The sequence below is a fragment of the Aeromonas popoffii genome, assembly GCF_000820025.1.
In the GTDB taxonomy this organism is placed as follows: domain Bacteria; phylum Pseudomonadota; class Gammaproteobacteria; order Enterobacterales; family Aeromonadaceae; genus Aeromonas; species Aeromonas popoffii.
Genome location: NZ_CDBI01000067.1, coordinates 40,559 through 58,743, shown reverse-complemented (window position 1 = coordinate 58,743; position 18,185 = coordinate 40,559). Strand labels below are relative to the sequence as shown.

Below are 18,185 nucleotides of genomic sequence, written 5' to 3'. Positions count from 1 at the left end.
GGCCAGGGGTTGTAACGCTCCAGGCTCCAGTTGTTACCCGAGCTCTTGCCCATGATGGTGGAGAGGACGCCCGGGTCCAGTCCCTCCTTCACCCCGAGCGCCAGCGCCTCGGCGGTGCCCGCCATGTGGATGGCAAGCAGCATGTTGTTGCACATCTTGGCGATCTGGCCCGCCCCGAGCGCCCCGGCATGAAACAGATTCTGCCCCATGTGAGCCAGAATAGGCCTGGCCGCCTCGAAATCCGCCAGTTCACCACCGACGATGAAAGTGAGGGTCCCCGCGCTCGCCCCCGCCACCCCGCCCGAGACGGGCGCATCGATGAAGCGAATGCCGTGCGCCCTGGCCGCCTCCCCGACCTGGCGAGCCGAGGCCACGTCTATGGTGGAGCAGTCGATCACCAGAGCCCCCGCAGGCAAGGCCCCCAGCAGATCCTGTCCACCATTGCCGCCAAGCCAAAGCGCCCGAACATGCTCACCGGCGGGCAGCATGCTGATGACCACCTCACAATCGGCCACCGCCTCGCGGGCATCTCCTGCGGCGATACAACCCGCGGCGATCGCCTTGGCAACACTCTCCGGCATCAAGTCAAACACCTGAACCCCATGCCCCGCCCTGGCCAGGTTGGCGGCCATGGGCCCACCCATGTTGCCCAGCCCGATAAACCCTATCCTTGTCATCTTGTCTGCTCCTTGCCGTGCTGGTTATCCAGCAACCTGTGTCTATTCATCCGCCCTGGCGCCTGACGCTCTCAGGCTCAAGGCGTCAGGGGGTTTTTCCCTTCGGGCCAGCGATAGAAGGCATCCAGCCAGTCAGTGCCGGGCGGTGGCGCCTGCCAGCGAGGTGATTTGTCCTTGTCGATGAGCAGCGCACGCACCCCTTCTACAAAATCCCCCCTCAGCACGCAGTTAACCGAGAGCGCCAGCTCATCGGCAAACACCTCGGTCAGCGACTGGCGGCGCGCCTGCCAGTACTGGCGCCACAGGATGGCGCGGCTGATGGGGCTGCCGCCGCGACAGATGTCGCGGGCCTGCGCCAGGCTCCCTTCGCCCAGTTCGGGATCGAAGAGAGCATCGTACAACCGATCCAGTACCCCTTGCAGGGTGCGCCCGGCCAGCAGGGCATCGATCTTGGCCTGATGGGGCAAGATCACAGGGGCTGGCAGCAGTTGGTCTGCCTCTGCCTGCAAGCCGCTCAGCAACTGTGCGATCTGCTCGCGCGGCGCGACCTTTCCCCCCCACCCCAATTCGGCCAGCCGCGGCAACAAGTCAGCCCGCTCGCGGCTGGTCATGGCGTGATCCGCCAGTCCCAGGCCGATGGCATCCGCGCCGTTGAAACGCGCGCCAGTGAGCCCGAGCCAGAGTCCGAGTCTTCCCGGCATCCGGCTTAAAAACCAGCTGGCCCCTACATCGGGATAGAGACCGATAGTCACCTCTGGCATGGCGAACAGGCTCTTCTCGGTCACCACCCGAAAGTCGGCGCCGGCGAACAGGCCTATGCCGCCGCCCATGCAGATGCCATCCGCCACGCAGATGAGGGGCTTGGCATAACGGTGAATATGGTGGTCGAGCCGATACTCCTGCTCAAAAAAATCCCGTGCATATCCAAACAGCGCCTGCTCGCTCTCCTCCTGTTTGCGGTAATAAAAGGAACGGATGTCACCGCCGGCGCAAAACGCCTTCTCGCCAGCCCCTTGCAATACCACGCAGACCACACCGGGATCCTGCTCCCACTGCGTGAGCGCACGCTGCAGAGCCTGGATCATCGGCAGACTCAGGGCGTTGAGGGAGGCAGGACTGTCCAGGGTCAACACGCCGATATGATGGCCGTCCGCCGTGGGGTGGGTGGCTACACGTACCGCGTCATTCATGAATCCTCCCCCTGCTTTGCAGATACCTCGTATTGCCAGCACGGGGGCCGCTTCTCCAGGAAGGCCGCCACCCCTTCACGCTGGTTGGCGTCCTCAAACAGCTTGAGGAACATATGACGCTCCAGCGGCAAGGCACCATCACGAGGGCCACAGCGCCCCTGATTGATAAGGCGCTTGCAGGCATGCAGGGCGCTCGGGCTCTGGCGCTCCACCAGCTGGGCCATCTGGTGCGCCGCGTCCCAGGCGTGCCCCGTTTTCACCACCTCCTCCACCAGCCTCATCTCGTAGGCCAACGTGGCATTGACCTTCTCGCCACAGAGGATCATCCGCTTTGCCCAACCGGGCCCCACCAGCTCGGTGAGGCGCTGGGTGCCACCGGCGCAGGGCAGCAAGCCCACAGAGGCCTCCGGCAGTCCCAGCATGGCCTGCTGTTCGGCGATGCGGATATCGCAGGCCAGCGCCACCTCCAGCCCGCCCCCCATGGCATAACCATTGATGGCGGCTATGCTGACGCCGTGGAAATCGGCCAGTGCCTGGAAGGCGCGGCCAAAGGCCTCGGCCACCTCACGCGCATGATCCAGATCGCCATCGGCAAACATCTTGAGATCGGCGCCGGCGCAGAAGAACTTGTCCCCCGCCCCGCGGATCACCAGCGCCACCACATCGGGGCGGCTCTCGAGCTCCACCATCATCTGCAAGAAGGCCTGCAAGCTGGCCAGGGTCCAGGTGTTGGCGGGCGGATGGTCGAAGGTGATGTAAGCCACGTGACCGTGATATTCGAGCCTGATCCTTGTCATTGCATTGTCCTTGTAAATGAGACTGCCCCATGATGACAGGGTTGAATGGAGCCAACATTCGACTGACTCACAAAGCCTGACGACGGTTCAGGGGCAAATAATGTGTTAAGCCAGCGACAGACCGGGATCTGCCAGCAGGCGGCGGGCGATGATCAGCCGCATCACCTCGTTGGTGCCTTCCAGGATGCGGTGGACCCGGGTATCACGCAGGTAGCGCTCCAGCGGATACTCGCGGATATAACCATAGCCGCCAAAAAGTTGCAGAGCCTCGTCACAGACGCGATAACCTACATCGGTGGCAAAACGCTTGGCCATGGCGCACCAGGCACTCTTGTCCGGACTCCCCCGGTCCAGCTTGTCAGCGGCCTGACGTACCATCAGGCGAGCCGCCGCCAGCTCGGTGGCCATGTCGGCGAGGCGAAACTGCACGCTCTGAAATTCGCTGATAGGGTGGCCAAACTGCTGGCGTTGCTGCACATGGGCCAGCGCATCGTCCAGCGCCTGCTGGGCGGTACCCACAGAACAGGTGGCGATGTTGATGCGCCCGCCATCCAGCGCCTGCATGGCAAACTTGAACCCTTCCCCCTCCTGACCCAATCGATAGTTCGCGGGAATGCGCACCCCGTTGAAGGCCACTTCACGGGTGGGCTGACTGTTCCAGCCCATCTTCTCCTCCGCCTTGCCGTAGACAATCCCCTCACTGTCGGCGGGCACCATGAAGGCAGAGATCCCCTTGGCCCCGTCGCCCCCGGTGCGGGCCATCACCACCAGCACGTCCGTGCTGCCTGCCCCCGAAATGAACACCTTGCTGCCGTCGATGAGATAGGTCTCGCCGTCACGCACCGCACGGGTCTTGAGTGCCGCCGCATCTGAGCCCGCCCCCGGCTCGGTGAGACAATAAGAGCCCAGCAGCTCGCCGCTGGCGAGCCTGGGCACCCATTGCTCGGCGACATCGCCAGGCAGCCAGCTGCCCAGCATCCAGCTCACCATGTTGTGGATGGTGAGGTAGGCAGTGGTAGAGGTGCAGCCCATGGCGAGGCGTTCGAAGATGAGGCTGGCATCGAGCCGGGGCAGACCAAGCCCGCCATATTGTTCCGGGGTATAGAGGCCGCAAAAGCCGAGCGCCGCCGCCTGTTTGATGGTGGGAATGGGAAACTCGTGATCTCTGTCCCAACGGGCGGCATGGGGTTTGAGCGCCTCATTGGCAAAGGCGGTCGCCACCTCGACATAAGCCTGTTGATCCTCGGTCAGGGTAAAATCCATTTTGTCCGCTTCCTTGTGTCCTGTGTCTGTTGTCTGTCTGACCCACGCGCAACGCAGGTTGATAGCCAGGTTCGCGCCAGTCGGCATTGCCCAGTCCTGTCTCTTTCTCCCTTAACGCAGGCTGATGGTCATATTGGGGCCTGTGGGGATCTCCTCGTCGAACCAGCGTTCGGTCACCGTCTTGGTCTCGGTGTAGAAGCGCACCGCCTGCTTGCCATAGGCGTGCAGATCCCCGTAGAAGGAGCCGCGCCAGCCGGTGAAGGAGAAAAATGGCAGCGGTACCGGAATGGGCACGTTGATCCCCACCTGACCCACAGCCACCTCGTGACGAAACTTGCGGGCCGCGGCGCCGCAGCCGGTGAAGATAGAGGTGCCGTTGCCGTAGGGGTTGGTGTTGATGAGGGTCAGCGCCTCGTCCAGATTGGCTACTTCCAGGCAGGCGAGCACAGGGCCGAAAATCTCCTCTTTATAAATTCGCATCTCTGGGGTCACACCGCGAAACAGGGTCGGCCCCACCCAGTTGCCCACCGGATAACCCGCCACATCACAGACGCGGCCATCGAGCAGGCATTCGGCCCCCTCCTTGATCCCCGCCTCGATGAGGCCCTCTACCCTGACTTTCGCCTCCGGGCTGATGAGGGGACCATAGGCCGCCTCGGGATCGTGCCAGACCCCTGGCCTCACCTTGGCAAACTCGGCGGCAAGCTCGGGGATCCACTCCCGGGCACTGCCCACAAATACCGCCACACTGATGGCCATGCAGCGTTGCCCGGCCGCGCCGACGCCTGCCCCCACCAGGTTGCTCAGCACCTGCCCCTTGTTGGCATCCGGCATGATCACCATGTGATTCTTGGCACCGACGAAACACTGGGCCCGCTTGAGGTGTTCAGTGGCGGTGCGATAGACGTGGGCCCCGACCCGGGCAGAGCCGACGAAGCTGACCGCCTTCACATCCGGATGGCACAACAGCGCATCCACCTGTTCGGCGCCGCCGTGTACAACGGAGAGGATGCCCTTGGGGGCACCCGCCTCGGTGAACAGCTCGGCCAGCCGCATGGGGGTGAGCGGATCCTGCTCGGAAGGCTTGAGCACGAAGCCGTTGCCGCAGGCCACCGCCAGCGGGAACATCCACAGCGGTATCATGGCGGGAAAATTGAACGGCGTGATGCCGACACAGACCCCCAGCGGCTGCACCCAGGAGTGGCCATCGACCCGGCGCGCCACGTTACCCATGGTCTCCCCCATGGTCTGGCTGGCGATGCCGCAGGCCTGCTCCACCACCTCGATACCACGCCACACATCTCCCTTGGCGTCCGCCAGATTCTTGCCGGTCTCCTGGGCCAGCAGGGAGGCCAGCTCATCGTGATGGGCTTTTAGCAGATGCTGGTAGTTGAACATGACCCGCGCCCGCTCGGGGGCTGGCACATCCCGCCACAGCAGATAGGCGTCGTGGGCACTGCGCACCGCGCGCTCCACCTCAGCCGGGGTAGCCCTCGGCACCCGCGCCAGCAGACTCTGATCCGCCGGATTGGTCACCTCGATCCACGCCTCGCTCGTGGAGGCACAGGCCTCGCCACCGATATAAAGCGGCACATCGCCGTACTGGGTCTGATGGTTACTCATGCCCTGCTCTCCTTGCTGGCAGACTGCAATGGGTACTGGCTGGTCATGCCGCTCACTCCTTGAGCTCGGTTGATGGAGGGGAAACGAGCCGCCTTGCAGCCGCCACCCGACAAATTTACCTTAGACTAACAATCAATTTACGTTTACGCTAACGTAAACTTAATGCACAAATGGACTGACCAGTTTGGCCCCCTATTTCGGCTCGTCGGGGCAGTCAGACCGGTAAGCCCCCGTCATTCAAAGGAGAGCAAGGATGCACGCAGTGATGGATGAGACCCTTTGCGCCCTGACCGAGCAGGTCGAGGCCTTCTGCCAGAAAGTGATAGCGCCGCGCGCCGCCGAGATCGATCACAGCAACGTCTTCCCGCGCGATCTCTGGCCCCAAATGGGCGAACTCGGGCTGCACGGTATCACGGTGGCGGAGGAGTATGACGGCGTGAGCCTCGGCTATCTGGCCCACGTGCTGGTGATGGAGCAGGTGAGCCGCGCCAGCGCCTCGGTCGGCCTCTCCTACGGCGCCCACTCCAACCTCTGCATCAACCAGATCCACCGCCACGGCACCCCTGATCAAAAGGCGCGCTACCTGCCCTCCCTCGTCAGTGGCAAGCACGTGGGGGCCCTGGCCATGAGTGAGCCGGAAGCCGGCTCCGACGTGGTCAGCATGCGCCTGACCGCCGCGCGCGAGGGGGAGCATTTCGTCCTGAACGGCAACAAAATGTGGATCACCAATGGCCCGGATGCCGATACCTTCGTCATCTATGCCAAGACGGATGCCCAGGCCGGGCCCAAGGGAATATCGGCCTTTATCGTCGAGGCGGGCACGCCCGGGTTTACCACGGCCCAGAAGCTCGACAAGCTCGGCATGCGCGGCTCCAGCACCTGCGAGCTGGTGTTTGACCACTGCCGCATCCCGCAACAGAACCTGCTCGGCCCCCTGCACGGCGGGGTCAAGGTGCTGATGAGCGGTCTCGATTACGAGCGGGTGGTGCTGGCGGCGGGCCCCCTTGGCATCATGCAGGCCTGCATGGACGTGGTACTGCCCTATGTGCGCGAGCGCAAGCAGTTCGGCCAGGCCATCGGCGAGTTCCAGCTGGTGCAGGGCAAGCTCGCCGACATGTACACCCGCCTCGCCAGCAGCCGGGCGCTGGTCTATTCAGTGGCGAGCGCCTGCGATAAGGGCCGCACCAGCCGCAAGGATTGCGCCGCCGCCATCCTGTTTGCCGCAGAAAACGCCACCCAGATGGCGCTCGATGCCATCCAGTTGTTGGGGGGCAACGGCTACATCAACGAATACCCCACGGGTCGCCTGCTGCGGGACGCCAAGCTCTACGAGATAGGCGCAGGCACCTCGGAAATTCGCCGCTGGCTTATCGGCCGCGAGCTGATGGGAGAGAACGCATGAGTCGTATCCACTCCCGCCTCGACACGGCGAGTCCCGAGTTTGCCGAGGGCCGCTCGGCCATGCAGGTACTGGTCGAGGATCTCAATGCCCGTCTCGATGAGATAGCCCAAGGCGGCGGCGAGGCCAACAACGCCCGCCATCAAGCCCGTGGCAAGCTGCTGCCCCGCGAGCGCATCAACCAGCTGCTGGACCCGGGCTCTCCCTTTCTCGAGCTGTCGGCGCTGGCCGCCTGGCAGGTCTATGACGAGCCTGTGCCCGCCGCCGGTATCATCACGGGGCTGGGCCAGATTGCGGGCAGGCTCTGCCTGCTGGTGGTGAACGATGCCACCGTCAAGGGGGGCACCTACTACCCGCTCACGGTGAAAAAGCACCTGCGGGCCCAGGCCATCGCCGAGCGGCTGCGCCTGCCCTGCCTCTATCTGGTGGATTCCGGCGGCGCCTTCCTGCCCATGCAGGACGAGGTATTTCCCGACCGGGAACACTTCGGTCGCATCTTCTACAACCAGGCCCGCATGTCGGCCCAGAACATACCCCAGCTGGCGGTGGTGATGGGGCTTTGCACCGCAGGCGGTGCCTATGTACCCGCCATGGCTGACGAATCCATCATGGTCAAGGAACAGGCCACCATCTTTCTGGCGGGGCCGCCACTGGTCAAGGCAGCCACCGGCGAGGAGATCAGCGCCGAGGCCCTCGGCGGCGCCGAGGTGCACTGCGCTCACTCAGGCGTGGCGGATCACCTGGCCCGTGACGATGCCCATGCGCTGGCTATCGCCCGCACTTTGGTCAGCAACTTGGGAGAACACACCACGCAATCCACTCCGGCCTATGAAGCCCCCTGTTATCCGATAGAAGATCTCTACGGTCTGGTGGGGACCAGCCTCAAGCGCGCTTACGACGCCCGCGAGCTCATCGCCCGCCTGGTGGACGGCTCCGAGTTTGACGAATTCAAGGCACTGTTTGGCACCACGCTTGTCACCGGCTTCGCCCGGATCGAAGGCATGCAGGTGGGGATCCTCGCCAACAATGGCGTGCTGCACAGCGACAGCGCCCAGAAAGGCGCCCACTTTATCCAGCTCTGCAACAGGCGCGGGATCCCCCTGCTGTTCCTGCAAAATATCACCGGCTTTATGGTGGGCAGTACCGCAGAGCGGGAAGGCATCGCCAAACATGGGGCCAAGCTGGTCACCGCAGTGGCCTGCAGCCGGGTACCCAAGATAACGCTCATCGTCGGTGGCAGCTTTGGTGCCGGCAACTACGGCATGTGCGGCCGCGCCTATGAGCCCGACTTTCTGTTCAGCTGGCCCAACAGCCGCATCTCAGTGATGGGGGGGGAACAGGCCGCCAGCGTGCTGGTGCAGGTGCGCCGCGACAAGCTGGCCGCCGAGGGCAAGCCGTTGAGCGAGCAGGAGGCGGAGGCCATCCGCGCGCCCGTGATCGCCCAGTATGAACGGCAGGGTCACCCCTACTACGCCAGCGCCCGGCTGTGGGATGATGGCGTCATAGATCCAGCCCAGAGCCGCACCGTACTGGCGCTGGCACTGGCCGCTTGTCAGGGGGCCGAGACAGGCCCGGAACAATACGGCATCTTCCGGATGTAAAGGAGCTCGACATGTCCGATCCACTTTTCAGCGGCGCTCAGCAAGGATTTCGCCTGGAGCGTCACGGTCCGCTGGCCGAGCTGGTGCTCTCGCGCCCCGCCTGCCACAACGCCTTCGATGCCGATCTCATGCTGGGGCTGCTCGATTGCCTCGACGATCTGGCCCATCGCCACGGCCACGCCGAGCGGCCCCATGCCCTCTTGCTACGGGCAGAGGGCAAGCACTTTTGCGCTGGCGCCGATCTCAACTGGATGCGCAACCTGGCCCACGCCGATTTCGAGCACAACCGCGAAGACGCCCGGGTGCTGGCGCGGCTGATGCACACCCTGGACGAGCTGCCCTTCCCCACAGTGGCGCTGGTGCAGGGCGCGGCCTATGGCGGCGCACTGGGCCTTGTCTGCGCCTGCGATCTGGTGCTGGCGAGCGAGGATGCCCGCTTCTGCCTCTCCGAGGTGAGTCTGGGACTGGTGCCTGCGGTGATCAGCCCCTATGTGGTGCGTGCCATGGGCATGCGCCAGGCGCGCCGCTACATGCTGAGCGCCGAACCCTTCGATGCCATCACCGCCTGTCGGCTCAATGTGGCGCACCAGCTGGCCAAGCCGGATCAGTTGCTGGCGCAAGGGCGCGCGCTGGCCCTGCGGCTGTGTCACAACGGCCCGGAGGCGATGAAAGAGACCAAGCGGCTGCTGACCGCCATCGAGAGCCATGGCACTCGCCTGCATGAAGAGAAAACCGTCGAGACTATCGCCCGGGTACGGGTCGGGCTCGAAGCCCAGGAGGGCATGCAGGCCTTCTTCGACAAGCGCCCTCCCGCCTGGCGCCCCCGTTTCAAGGATGAAGCATGACCCACGATCACCCCATCAAGCGCCTGTTGATTGCCAATAGAGGCGAAATCGCCGTGCGCATCATCAAGACAGCCCGGCGCCTTGGCATCCACACCATCGCCCTCTACTCGGACGCTGACGCCTGCGCCATGCATGTGCGGGAAGCCGACGAAGCCTGGCATCTGGGGGCAGCTCCCGCACGGGAGAGCTACCTCGATGCCGCCAAAGTGCTGCGCATCGCCCAGCAGGCCAAGGCCGATGCCATCCACCCGGGCTACGGTTTTCTGTCAGAGAACAGCGACTTTGCCACCGCCTGTGAACAACGTGGCCTGCGCTTTATCGGCCCCAGCGGCAGCGCCATCCTCGCCATGGGCGACAAATCGGGCGCCAAGGCGCTGATGCTGGCAGCCGGCGTGCCTGTGCTGCCCGGCTATCACGGCGTGGATCAACGCCCCGAGTGGCTGCGCGAGCAAGCCTTGCTGACTGGCTTCCCGCTGCTTATCAAGGCCGCCAGCGGCGGCGGTGGCAAGGGGATGCGCCGGGTCGATCAGATCGACGAATTCGACGAGGCGCTGGCGGCGGTCAAACGCGAGGCGCTGGCCGCCTTCGGGGATGATCATGTGCTGCTTGAGCGCTATCTGGCCCGCGCCCGCCACGTGGAGGTGCAGGTGTTTGCCGATAGCCTGGGCAACGCCATCTACCTGGGGGACAGGGACTGCTCCTTGCAGCGCCGCCACCAGAAGGTAATTGAAGAGGCCCCCGCGCCGAACATAGCGCCTGGCCTGCGCAGCGCCATGGGCGAGGCGGCCGTCGCCGCCGCCAGGGCCATCGACTATCGAGGTGCCGGCACCATCGAGTTTCTGCTGTGCGGGGATGAGTTCTTCTTCATGGAGATGAACACCCGCTTGCAGGTGGAACATCCGGTCACCGAGTGCGTCACCGGTCAGGATCTGGTGGCCTGGCAGCTGACGGTGGCCGAAGGCAAGCCGCTGCCGCTCACCCAGGATAAGGTGGTGCTGCGCGGCCATGCGGTGGAGGCTCGCCTCTACGCCGAGGATGTAGAGGCCGGTTTCCTACCCGCCAGCGGCCCCATCGCCTGGCTCAGTTGGCCCAAGGGTGTGCGCATCGATACAGGGGTCGCCGCCGGGGATGAGGTGAGCCCCTATTACGACCCCATGATTGCCAAGCTCATCGCCCACGGTCAGAGCCGAACCGAAGCGTTTGCCAAGCTGGCTGATGCGCTGGCGGCGCTGGCGCTCGGCCCCCTGGTGCACAACGGACCGCTGCTGCTGCGCCTGTGTCAGGAGCCGGACGTACTGGCCATGCGCCATCATACCCAGTGGCCCATCCCCACCGAGCCGCAAGCCATCCCGGAACTGGCCTGGCCGCTGGCCACCCTCTGGCTCGCCAGCCGCAGTGCCGATGCCACTCCCTGGCAGCAGGCCCGCGGCTTTCGCTTGGGGGCCAGCAGAAACTGGACGGCGGCAGTGCGCATCGGCGACGAGGCCCGGGTGCTGACCCTGTCCGGGCGCGCCGGCACGCTGACGTGGCAGGGGAGCTCACTCCCCTGTGAACTGGGCACCGATCATCTCCGCCTGCAACACGCTGGGCGCTGGCAGCGCTACCCCGTCCAGGCACTGACCGCCACCGAATTCGTGTTACAGCTCGATGACCAGCGCATCCGCTTCTGCACCGATGATCAACACCATCAGCCTCATCATGATCAGCACACCAGCGCCGCCCTGGGTGCAACGGCCCCCATGCACGGCATAGTCGTGGCGCTGCTGGTCGAGGCCGGCCAGCGCGTCAGCAAGGGCCAACCTCTGCTGGTGCTGGAGGCGATGAAGATGGAACACGTCTTGAAAGCCGACCGGGATGGGGTGATCGAGACCCTGCAATGCAAGCAAGGGGAACAGGTAAGTCAGGGGGCCATACTGGTGCGCTTTGCCGATGCCGTGGACCAACAAGAGAGCGAGTCATGAAGAGAGAATCCGGAATGCAGGATGACAAGGTGAGCCTGGTGGAGATGGGCCCGCGCGACGGCCTGCAAAACGAGGCCAGTGCCCTGCCGCTTGTCCAGCGGCTGGAGCTGATCGCGCGCCTGGCCGAAAGCGGCCTGCAGCGCATCGAGGTGGGGGCCTTCGTCTCACCCAAAAAAGTGCCGCAGATGGCGGACTCCGCCGCACTTTTCAAGGCCCTGCCGCGCAAGGGAGCGACCCGTTACGGCGCCCTGGTGCCCAACCTGCAGGGCTTGCAGGCGGCCATTGCCGCCCGGGTCGACGAGATTGGCCTCTTCACCGCCTGCTCCGATGGCTTTACCCGCGCCAATATCGGCATCGGCGTGGAGGAGTCTCTGGTGCGCTTCGCCCCCCTGGTGCAGGAGGCACGCCACCTCGGCATCAGGGTACGGGGTTATCTTTCCACCGTCATCGCTTGCCCGTTCGACGGCCCGACCCGTCCGAAACGGGTCGCGGCCATGGCCGAGCGGCTGCTGGATCTTGGCTGTCACGAGATCTCTTTGGGCGACACCATAGGGGTCGGCACCCCGGGCACGGTCGCGCCCATGCTGGATGCGGTGCTGCACGAGATCCCGGCGGGCCGGCTCGCGGTGCACTTTCACGACACCTATGGCCAGGGGCTGGCCAATCTGCTGCCAGCGCTGGAGCGCGGCATCCGCACCATCGACTGCTCGGTGGCCGGGCTGGGCGGTTGCCCCTATGCGCCGGGGGCCTCCGGCAACGTCGCCTCGGAGGAGGTGGTCTACCTGTTGCACGGGCTTGGCATGAGCACAGGGGTGAGTCTCGATAAATTGGCCGCCACCGGTCAGTGGGTGAGCGAGCAACTCGGTCGTCCCAACGGCTCCCGGGTCGGCCAGGCCCTGCACGCCCATGCCATGCGGCTTCGCGCCGCACTGTCAACAGGAGCAGATCATGATCTCTGACCCCCCCGTCAAGCGGGCCCGGCCTCTCGGGGTCCAAGCGACGACAGATCCGATTTGCTACAGGAGCGCACCATGATGACTGATCCCCTGCCCGGCAAGGAGATCACCTACAGCATCTCCGAGCTGGCCCACGAATTTGATATCACGCCGCGCACCATCCGCTACTACGAGGATGAAGGCTTGATCACCCCGACCCGGGAGGGCCAGACCCGCATTTACAGCCACAAGGACAAGATCCGGCTGAAGTTGACCCTGCGCGGCAAACGACTCGGCTTCAGCCTGGCGGAGATCCGCGAGCTGTTCGACATGTATGACACGGACAGATCGAGCAAAACCCAGCTTCACTCCATGATCCAGCTCATCGACGCCAAGCGCCAATCCCTGCGCCAGCAACTGGAAGACATCCAGATGGTGATGGCGGAGCTGGAGGCGGCCGAGCAACGCTGCGCAAATTCCCTTAACAGCTTGAAAACCAGCGCAGATTAACCGAATCTGGGATCATCTCACCGCCCTGGTGCCCCCATGAAACACTGGTGCTACGGGTTGTTATTGCTCTGCTCCACGGCATGGCCCCCTGTTCCAGGTCGGGGGTTACCCTTATCCCACCTTCGTGATCAAGGAGGGTGAAAACAGCTGTCGCGGGCTGACGCGGGATCTCATCTCCGAACTCAACGCGATTCAGCAAACAGTATCCGCAGCAAGTCGCCCGCCGGCTGCGATCGGACAAATGGGATCAGCCGTGCGAGCTTCGCTCCAACAGCTAGCCAGGCAGGCAGCTGGAAGCCTGGCTGGCCCAGTTGCAGAGCAGCGAAAGAGTGACACGCCGTTGGACAAAGTACGCCGCAAGGCATCAATCGGAGCCATGATCGTCTCCTGATATTTTGGTACCCTATACGCATCAATTGGAGAGCCTCATGCCCAAGCCCCTGCGTGCCCGCCTGTTGCGCTATGTCCTTTACCTTAGCGCCGTCTTGCTCATCTCCCTGCTCATCCTGTTATGGCAAGCCCCCACCCTCACCCAGCGCCACCTGCCGGGCTGGCTGGCCAAGCATTACGGCCTGAACCTGACCCTGGGGGAGATAAGCGTCGGCCTGCGTCACCCCTCCCTCGCCATCGGTCCCTCGGCATTGCTCGATGAAAAACAGCAACCCATCATCGCCTTCGAGCAGTTGCAGATTATCCCCGCACTGGGCGAAAGCTGGCGGCAGAAAGCCATCATACTGAGTGACGCAACCCTCACCCGGCCGACGGTGCAGCTTGTTCGTCTCCCGGACAACAAGGGGGCCATCCGCTTCAACCTGACCGACGCCCTGACCCGTTTGCTGACCCCAACGCAGACGCCCGAGCCGGCTGGCAGCGAACCTCCCCTGATACAGATAACCAGGCTGGCCGCCACCGCGGGTCATATCCGCTATCAGGACAGTCGCAAGAGCAGCAGCCCGGGCTGGGTGCCGCCGCTCACCCTGAGCGGGCTCGAACTGCAACTGCCGGATTTCACCACGGCGCCCACCCGCACCAACCCGTTTCAGTTGAGCGCCAACCTCAACCAACACAGCCCGCTCAAGGCCAGCGGTCAGTTCGATATCATGACGGGGGCAGGCAAGGGCAGGCTTAGCCTGGACAAGCTGGCGCTCTCACCCTTCGCACCGCTCTGGGCCCCCTATCTTAAGGTCGATCTGGTGCAGGGCGAGGCCAGTGCCGAGCTGGATTACCAGCTCACACCGGGCAAACAAGGGCTGGATTGGCAACTCACCAAGGGCAAGCTGACCCTGAACGACTGGCAGCTCAAGCAGAGCCAGGGCGCCGAGTTTGCCCGCTTCAAGCAGCTGGCGCTGGCAGGCATTGCCATGGATGGCGGCAAGCAATCGCTCCAGATCGACCAAATAGCGCTCAAGGCCCCAGCCATCACGGCCGCCCTGGATGCCAGCCAGCAACTGGATCTGATCGCCCTGCTGATACCGCAGGCCGCCGCCCAGCCGGCGGGCAAACAAGCGGATAGCGGCAAGCCGTGGCGCTGGTCGCTCAAAGAGACCCGCATCAGCCAGGGCGAGCTCAAGCTGACCGAGTCGAGCAGCGGCAAGCCGCAATTGCGGGAACTCTCCGGGCTGAACCTCACCCTCGGCCCCCTGAGCAGCCAGGCAGGCCAGCGCAGCCCGCTCACCCTCAATACCACCCTCAACGCCCAGAGTACGCTGGCGTTTGACGGTGCCCTCACCCTCACCCCCTTCGCCCTCAACGGGGAGATCAGGCAGCAGGGACTGCCCCTCAAGTGGGCCCAACCCTACCTGCAGGATCTGCTGCGTATCAGCGTGCGCGATGGCCTGCTCGCCAGCCGCACCAAGCTGGCCATCGCCACCGATGCCAAGGGGACGCTGAGCCAGCTCGACGTCACGGGAGGGCTCGACATCGAGCGTCTCACTGTGCTGGATCGGGCCGACAATCAACGCCTGCTGCAGATAGAGCACCTGCAATTGAGCGGACTGCACTATGACGGCATCAGCCAGCAGGTGAGAATTGGCGACATCTTGCTGCGAAAGCCCTTTGCCCGCATCGAGATCAACGAGGACAGGGTGACCAACGTCCAGCAACTGCTGCTGCCGCAAGCCGCCGGGACCAAGCCGGCCAGCGGGCCCGTCCCCCGCATCACCATAGATCAGATCCGTACCGAGCAGGGCAACCTGCGCTTTGCGGATCGCAGCCTGAGCCCGGAGTTCGTGGTGGACATCGCCTCCCTCACGGGTCAGAGCCGCCATATCAGCAACATTCCCGGCCAGCGTTCGGATCTCGCCTTCAACGGCAAGGTTGACCGCTATGCCCCCGTGACCATTCGCGGCGGCACCAACCTGCTGATCGAACAACCTGTGCTGGACGTGGCCGTCACCTTCAACAACCTCGAGCTCACCACCTTCACCCCCTACTCCAGCACCTATGCGGGATACGCCATCGACAAGGGGCAGCTCTCCATGAAGCTGAACTACAAGCTGAGGGGCAACCGGCTGGAGGGGAACAACGACATCACGATCAAAAAACTGCAACTGGGGGAGAAGATCAAGAGTGAACAGGCCAAAGATCTGCCGCTGGGGCTGGCCATCGCCCTGCTCAGCGACGCCAATGGCGTCATCCAGATGAACCTCAAGGTGAAGGGCAATCTGGATCAGCCGGATTTCAGCCTGGGCAACATCTTCTGGGATGTGCTGAGCAACACGCTCAGCAAGGCCATCACCTCCCCCTTCTCCCTGCTGGCCTCCCTGGCCGGAGGCACCGAGGATCTGGACGAACTGCTCTTCCTGCCCGGTGAGCCGGATCTCACACCCACCCAGCAGACCAAGCTGGCCAAGCTGGCACAGGCCCTTAAGGAGAGACCCAAGCTCAGCATGAACATTCGCGGCAAGGTCAATTTCAACGAGGAGCGCCCCATCTTGCAGCGCCAGAAGCTGGAACGTGCGCTGGCCAAGATCACGGGCGCCCCGGTCGACCTCTCCCTGCTGGAGCAGGATCCCGTCCTGCAAGCGGCACTGGCCGAGGCCTATGAGGCGCGCTTCAATGAGGATCTTGGGGATCTGGCCGATCGGCTGAAACTGGATAAATCGAGCCCGGCCCTGCGCGCCCAGGCGGAGATCCTGCTGCGGGATCAGCAGCTGATCACCACCAAGTCCCTGCGCAACCTCGCCATGCGCCGCGCCCAGAACACCAAGGAGTATCTGGTGGATACCCAGGGAATCGCGCCAGAGCGGCTGTTTGTGCTCGACAGCCAGGTGCGGGAAACGGACAAGGAAGCCAAGGTCGTCCTGACCCTGGATGATTGAGCAACGGGGAGCCAAAAGCCCCCCTTTGCTCACCCTGCCGGTTGTCTTTTCACATCGCCATATTGCGGCGCTATTATTGCGCTGCTATGCGCCAGGCAGATGGCACTGGTGCGACTACCCGTGCCCCCTTTTCCTGATGCTCCCGTTGTCAGCCATGCTATCCCTGCTATCCCTGCTTAGGCCCAGCCCAACCTGCAGACTCCCAACATAAGCTGAGATCTGTCTCAACTTGATATAGCAGTGATACACTCTTGCTTGATGGCATATGAGGCTATTTTTTAGACAACCACCACTCAGGCAATAAAAAGAGGGACAAGGCGCGGCAGTCAAACATGCCCACGTCCTATGTTGCTTACTTTCAGAAATGGCGTTTTTCATACAAAAAATAAACCTTTTAAGCGCTATTTATTCACCTGTTATCTACCTGAATGGCACGAATGGTTCATGGGGTAAAATTTCGTGTGGTTTTTTACCATTTCTGCGGTTCCCCCTCTTGCTCGGGGCCAAGAGCCTGCCTAAAATCGCGCGTCTTTTATCAACCCCCCACCTCTATTTTTTGGAGAACGCCACGTGAGCGAAAAATTGGCCAACCCTGCCCCTCTGGGTCTGATGGGTTTCGGTATGACCACCATTCTGCTGAACATCCATAACGCAGGTTTCTTCCCCATCAGCGCCATGATCCTGGCCATGGGCCTGTGCTATGGCGGTCTGGCCCAGATCATTGCCGGTATTATGGAGTTCAAGCGTGGCAACACCTTCGGTGTCACCGCTTTCATCTCCTACGGCACCTTCTGGTGGAGCCTGGTGTTCCTGCTGGTGATGCCGACCATGGGTCTGGCCGAAGCCACTCCCGCTGCCTACATGGGCTGGTATCTGTTGATGTGGGGCATGTTCACCCTGTTCATGCTGGTTGGCACCGTCAACTACCCGCGCGTGAAGCAGTTCGTGTTTGCCTCCCTGACAGTGCTGTTCTTCCTGCTGGCCGCCCGTGACTTCACCGGCAGCACCCTGATCGGCACCATCGCTGGTTTCGAAGGCATCATCTGCGGTGCCAGCGCCATCTACCTGGCCATGGCCACCGTGATCAACGAGCAATTTGGCCGCACAGTGCTGCCGATTGGCGATCACAAGAAAGCCGCAGCCGTGCAGCTGAAAGCCGCTGCCTGATAGGCAAGCGATTCAGATTGTGAAAAAGGCACCTTCGGGTGCCTTTTTGCTATTCAGATTACATCATCTGCGGATCGGTTATCAGACAAGTGACCCCGTTTGCGCCTCTCCCGCCAACAAGCGGGTCGCCGGAAAACGCAGGGCGGGATCCTGGCTAAAGAACTGGCTTAGTTGCCGGTATACCGCGGGATAGACCTGCTGCAAGCGCTGCGGATCGGTAAAGAAGCTCTCGCAGCACACGGCAAAAAACTCGGCCGGATGCTCGGCGGCATAGGGATCGATGGCGGTCACCTCGTCGCGGGCCAGCTGGGCGTTCATGGCATCGAATGCCCCCTGCAACGCCTGGGTCCACTGGCGCGGATCCATGCCTGCCGGCAGTGGTGGCGCACCATCAGCCTCCCCCCCCAGCATGTCGAGCTTGTGGGCCAGTTCGTGGATCACCAGGTTGAACCCATCCCAATCCCCATCCTGCTGCAACTCGCTCCAGGCCAGCACCAGCGGTCCCTGCGGCCAGGACTCACCGGCGTTCTCCTCTTCCCACTCGCTTACCAGACCGAACTCATCCTGCACTTCCTGACGGCGAGTTACCGGCTCGGGGATCAGGATGATTTCGTGAAAACCGCGATACCAGTCGAGCCCCAGATGCAAAATGGGCAGCACGGCCTGCAGGGCCAGCACCGCCTGCTGGCGAGGAGTGAGCTCGACGCCAATCTGGGTGAGTGTCTTGCGAGCCAGAAACTGCTGCGCCAGCGCAACCAGCCTCAGCTGATCACTGCGGGTAAATCCTTGCAAAATGGGCACGGCCGCCAGTGCTTGCTGCCACTCCAACGCTCCCGGGGCATTCTCTTCCTGCCGGGATGCGCCACCAAACAGACTCCATAACCTGGACCAGAACAC

General features: G+C 63.3%; 14 protein-coding genes. 8 read left to right on the top strand and 6 right to left on the bottom strand.

The genetic code is table 11. The annotated features are described in order from the left end of the window. The 5 genes from mmsB to BN1129_RS14540 form a co-directional block, all read right to left on the bottom strand. The coding region (mmsB, locus tag BN1129_RS14560; RefSeq protein ID WP_042037438.1) for a 3-hydroxyisobutyrate dehydrogenase at window positions 1-677 on the bottom strand (677 nt) is incomplete at its 3' end. A gap of 77 nt (window positions 678-754) precedes the next feature. Next, window positions 755-1,867 (bottom strand): enoyl-CoA hydratase/isomerase family protein, encoded by a 1,113-nt coding sequence (locus BN1129_RS14555; protein WP_042037437.1) that lies wholly within the window; start codon window positions 1,865-1,867, stop codon window positions 755-757. Continuing rightward, window positions 1,864-2,664 carry an enoyl-CoA hydratase gene (locus tag BN1129_RS14550; protein WP_042037436.1) on the bottom strand — a complete coding sequence of 267 codons (801 nt, stop codon included), beginning with the start codon at window positions 2,662-2,664 and terminating at the stop codon, window positions 1,864-1,866. The genes BN1129_RS14555 and BN1129_RS14550 overlap by 4 nt, the downstream gene beginning before the upstream one ends. Window positions 2,665-2,769: 105 nt before the next feature. Next, window positions 2,770-3,927: an acyl-CoA dehydrogenase family protein gene (locus BN1129_RS14545; protein ID WP_042037435.1), complete on the bottom strand. Its 1,158-nt coding sequence runs from the start codon at window positions 3,925-3,927 to the stop codon at window positions 2,770-2,772. A gap of 111 nt (window positions 3,928-4,038) precedes the next feature. Further along, on the bottom strand, window positions 4,039-5,550 hold the full coding sequence (locus tag BN1129_RS14540) for a CoA-acylating methylmalonate-semialdehyde dehydrogenase (RefSeq protein WP_042037434.1): 1,512 nt from the start codon (window positions 5,548-5,550) through the stop codon (window positions 4,039-4,041). Between the two features lie 253 nt (window positions 5,551-5,803). Between BN1129_RS14540 and BN1129_RS14535 the strand changes: the two genes are divergently transcribed. The 8 genes from BN1129_RS14535 (at window position 5,804) to BN1129_RS14500 (ending at window position 17,288) form a co-directional block, all read left to right on the top strand. Beyond that, complete coding sequence (locus BN1129_RS14535; RefSeq protein WP_042037433.1) at window positions 5,804-6,952, top strand: isovaleryl-CoA dehydrogenase; 1,149 nt, start codon at window positions 5,804-5,806, stop codon at window positions 6,950-6,952. Further along, window positions 6,949-8,550: a carboxyl transferase domain-containing protein gene (locus BN1129_RS14530; protein ID WP_042037432.1), complete on the top strand. Its 1,602-nt coding sequence runs from the start codon at window positions 6,949-6,951 to the stop codon at window positions 8,548-8,550. The genes BN1129_RS14535 and BN1129_RS14530 overlap by 4 nt, the downstream gene beginning before the upstream one ends. An 11-nt stretch (window positions 8,551-8,561) precedes the next feature. Then, on the top strand, window positions 8,562-9,395 hold the full coding sequence (locus tag BN1129_RS14525; protein ID WP_042037431.1) for an enoyl-CoA hydratase-related protein: 834 nt from the start codon (window positions 8,562-8,564) through the stop codon (window positions 9,393-9,395). Then, window positions 9,392-11,356: an acetyl/propionyl/methylcrotonyl-CoA carboxylase subunit alpha gene (locus tag BN1129_RS14520; protein ID WP_042037430.1), complete on the top strand. Its 1,965-nt coding sequence runs from the start codon at window positions 9,392-9,394 to the stop codon at window positions 11,354-11,356. Before BN1129_RS14525 ends, BN1129_RS14520 begins: the two co-directional genes overlap by 4 nt. 14 nt (window positions 11,357-11,370) lie before the next feature. Then, on the top strand, window positions 11,371-12,315 hold the full coding sequence (locus BN1129_RS14515; RefSeq protein WP_157013418.1) for a hydroxymethylglutaryl-CoA lyase: 945 nt from the start codon (window positions 11,371-11,373) through the stop codon (window positions 12,313-12,315). 75 nt (window positions 12,316-12,390) lie between these two features. Beyond that, window positions 12,391-12,801, top strand: a complete 411-nt coding sequence (locus tag BN1129_RS14510) for a MerR family transcriptional regulator (RefSeq protein WP_042037440.1) — start codon at window positions 12,391-12,393, stop codon at window positions 12,799-12,801. A 428-nt stretch (window positions 12,802-13,229) separates the two neighbouring features. Next, complete coding sequence (locus BN1129_RS14505; RefSeq protein ID WP_042037428.1) at window positions 13,230-16,121, top strand: DUF748 domain-containing protein; 2,892 nt, start codon at window positions 13,230-13,232, stop codon at window positions 16,119-16,121. Window positions 16,122-16,691: 570 nt separating this feature from the next. Next, window positions 16,692-17,288, top strand: coding sequence for an acetate uptake transporter (locus BN1129_RS14500; protein ID WP_042037427.1), 597 nt, complete (start codon window positions 16,692-16,694; stop codon window positions 17,286-17,288). 81 nt (window positions 17,289-17,369) lie between these two features. On the opposite strand, the gene BN1129_RS14495 is transcribed toward BN1129_RS14500, so the two are convergent. Then, window positions 17,370-18,185: a M90 family metallopeptidase gene (locus tag BN1129_RS14495; protein WP_042037426.1), complete on the bottom strand. Its 816-nt coding sequence runs from the start codon at window positions 18,183-18,185 to the stop codon at window positions 17,370-17,372.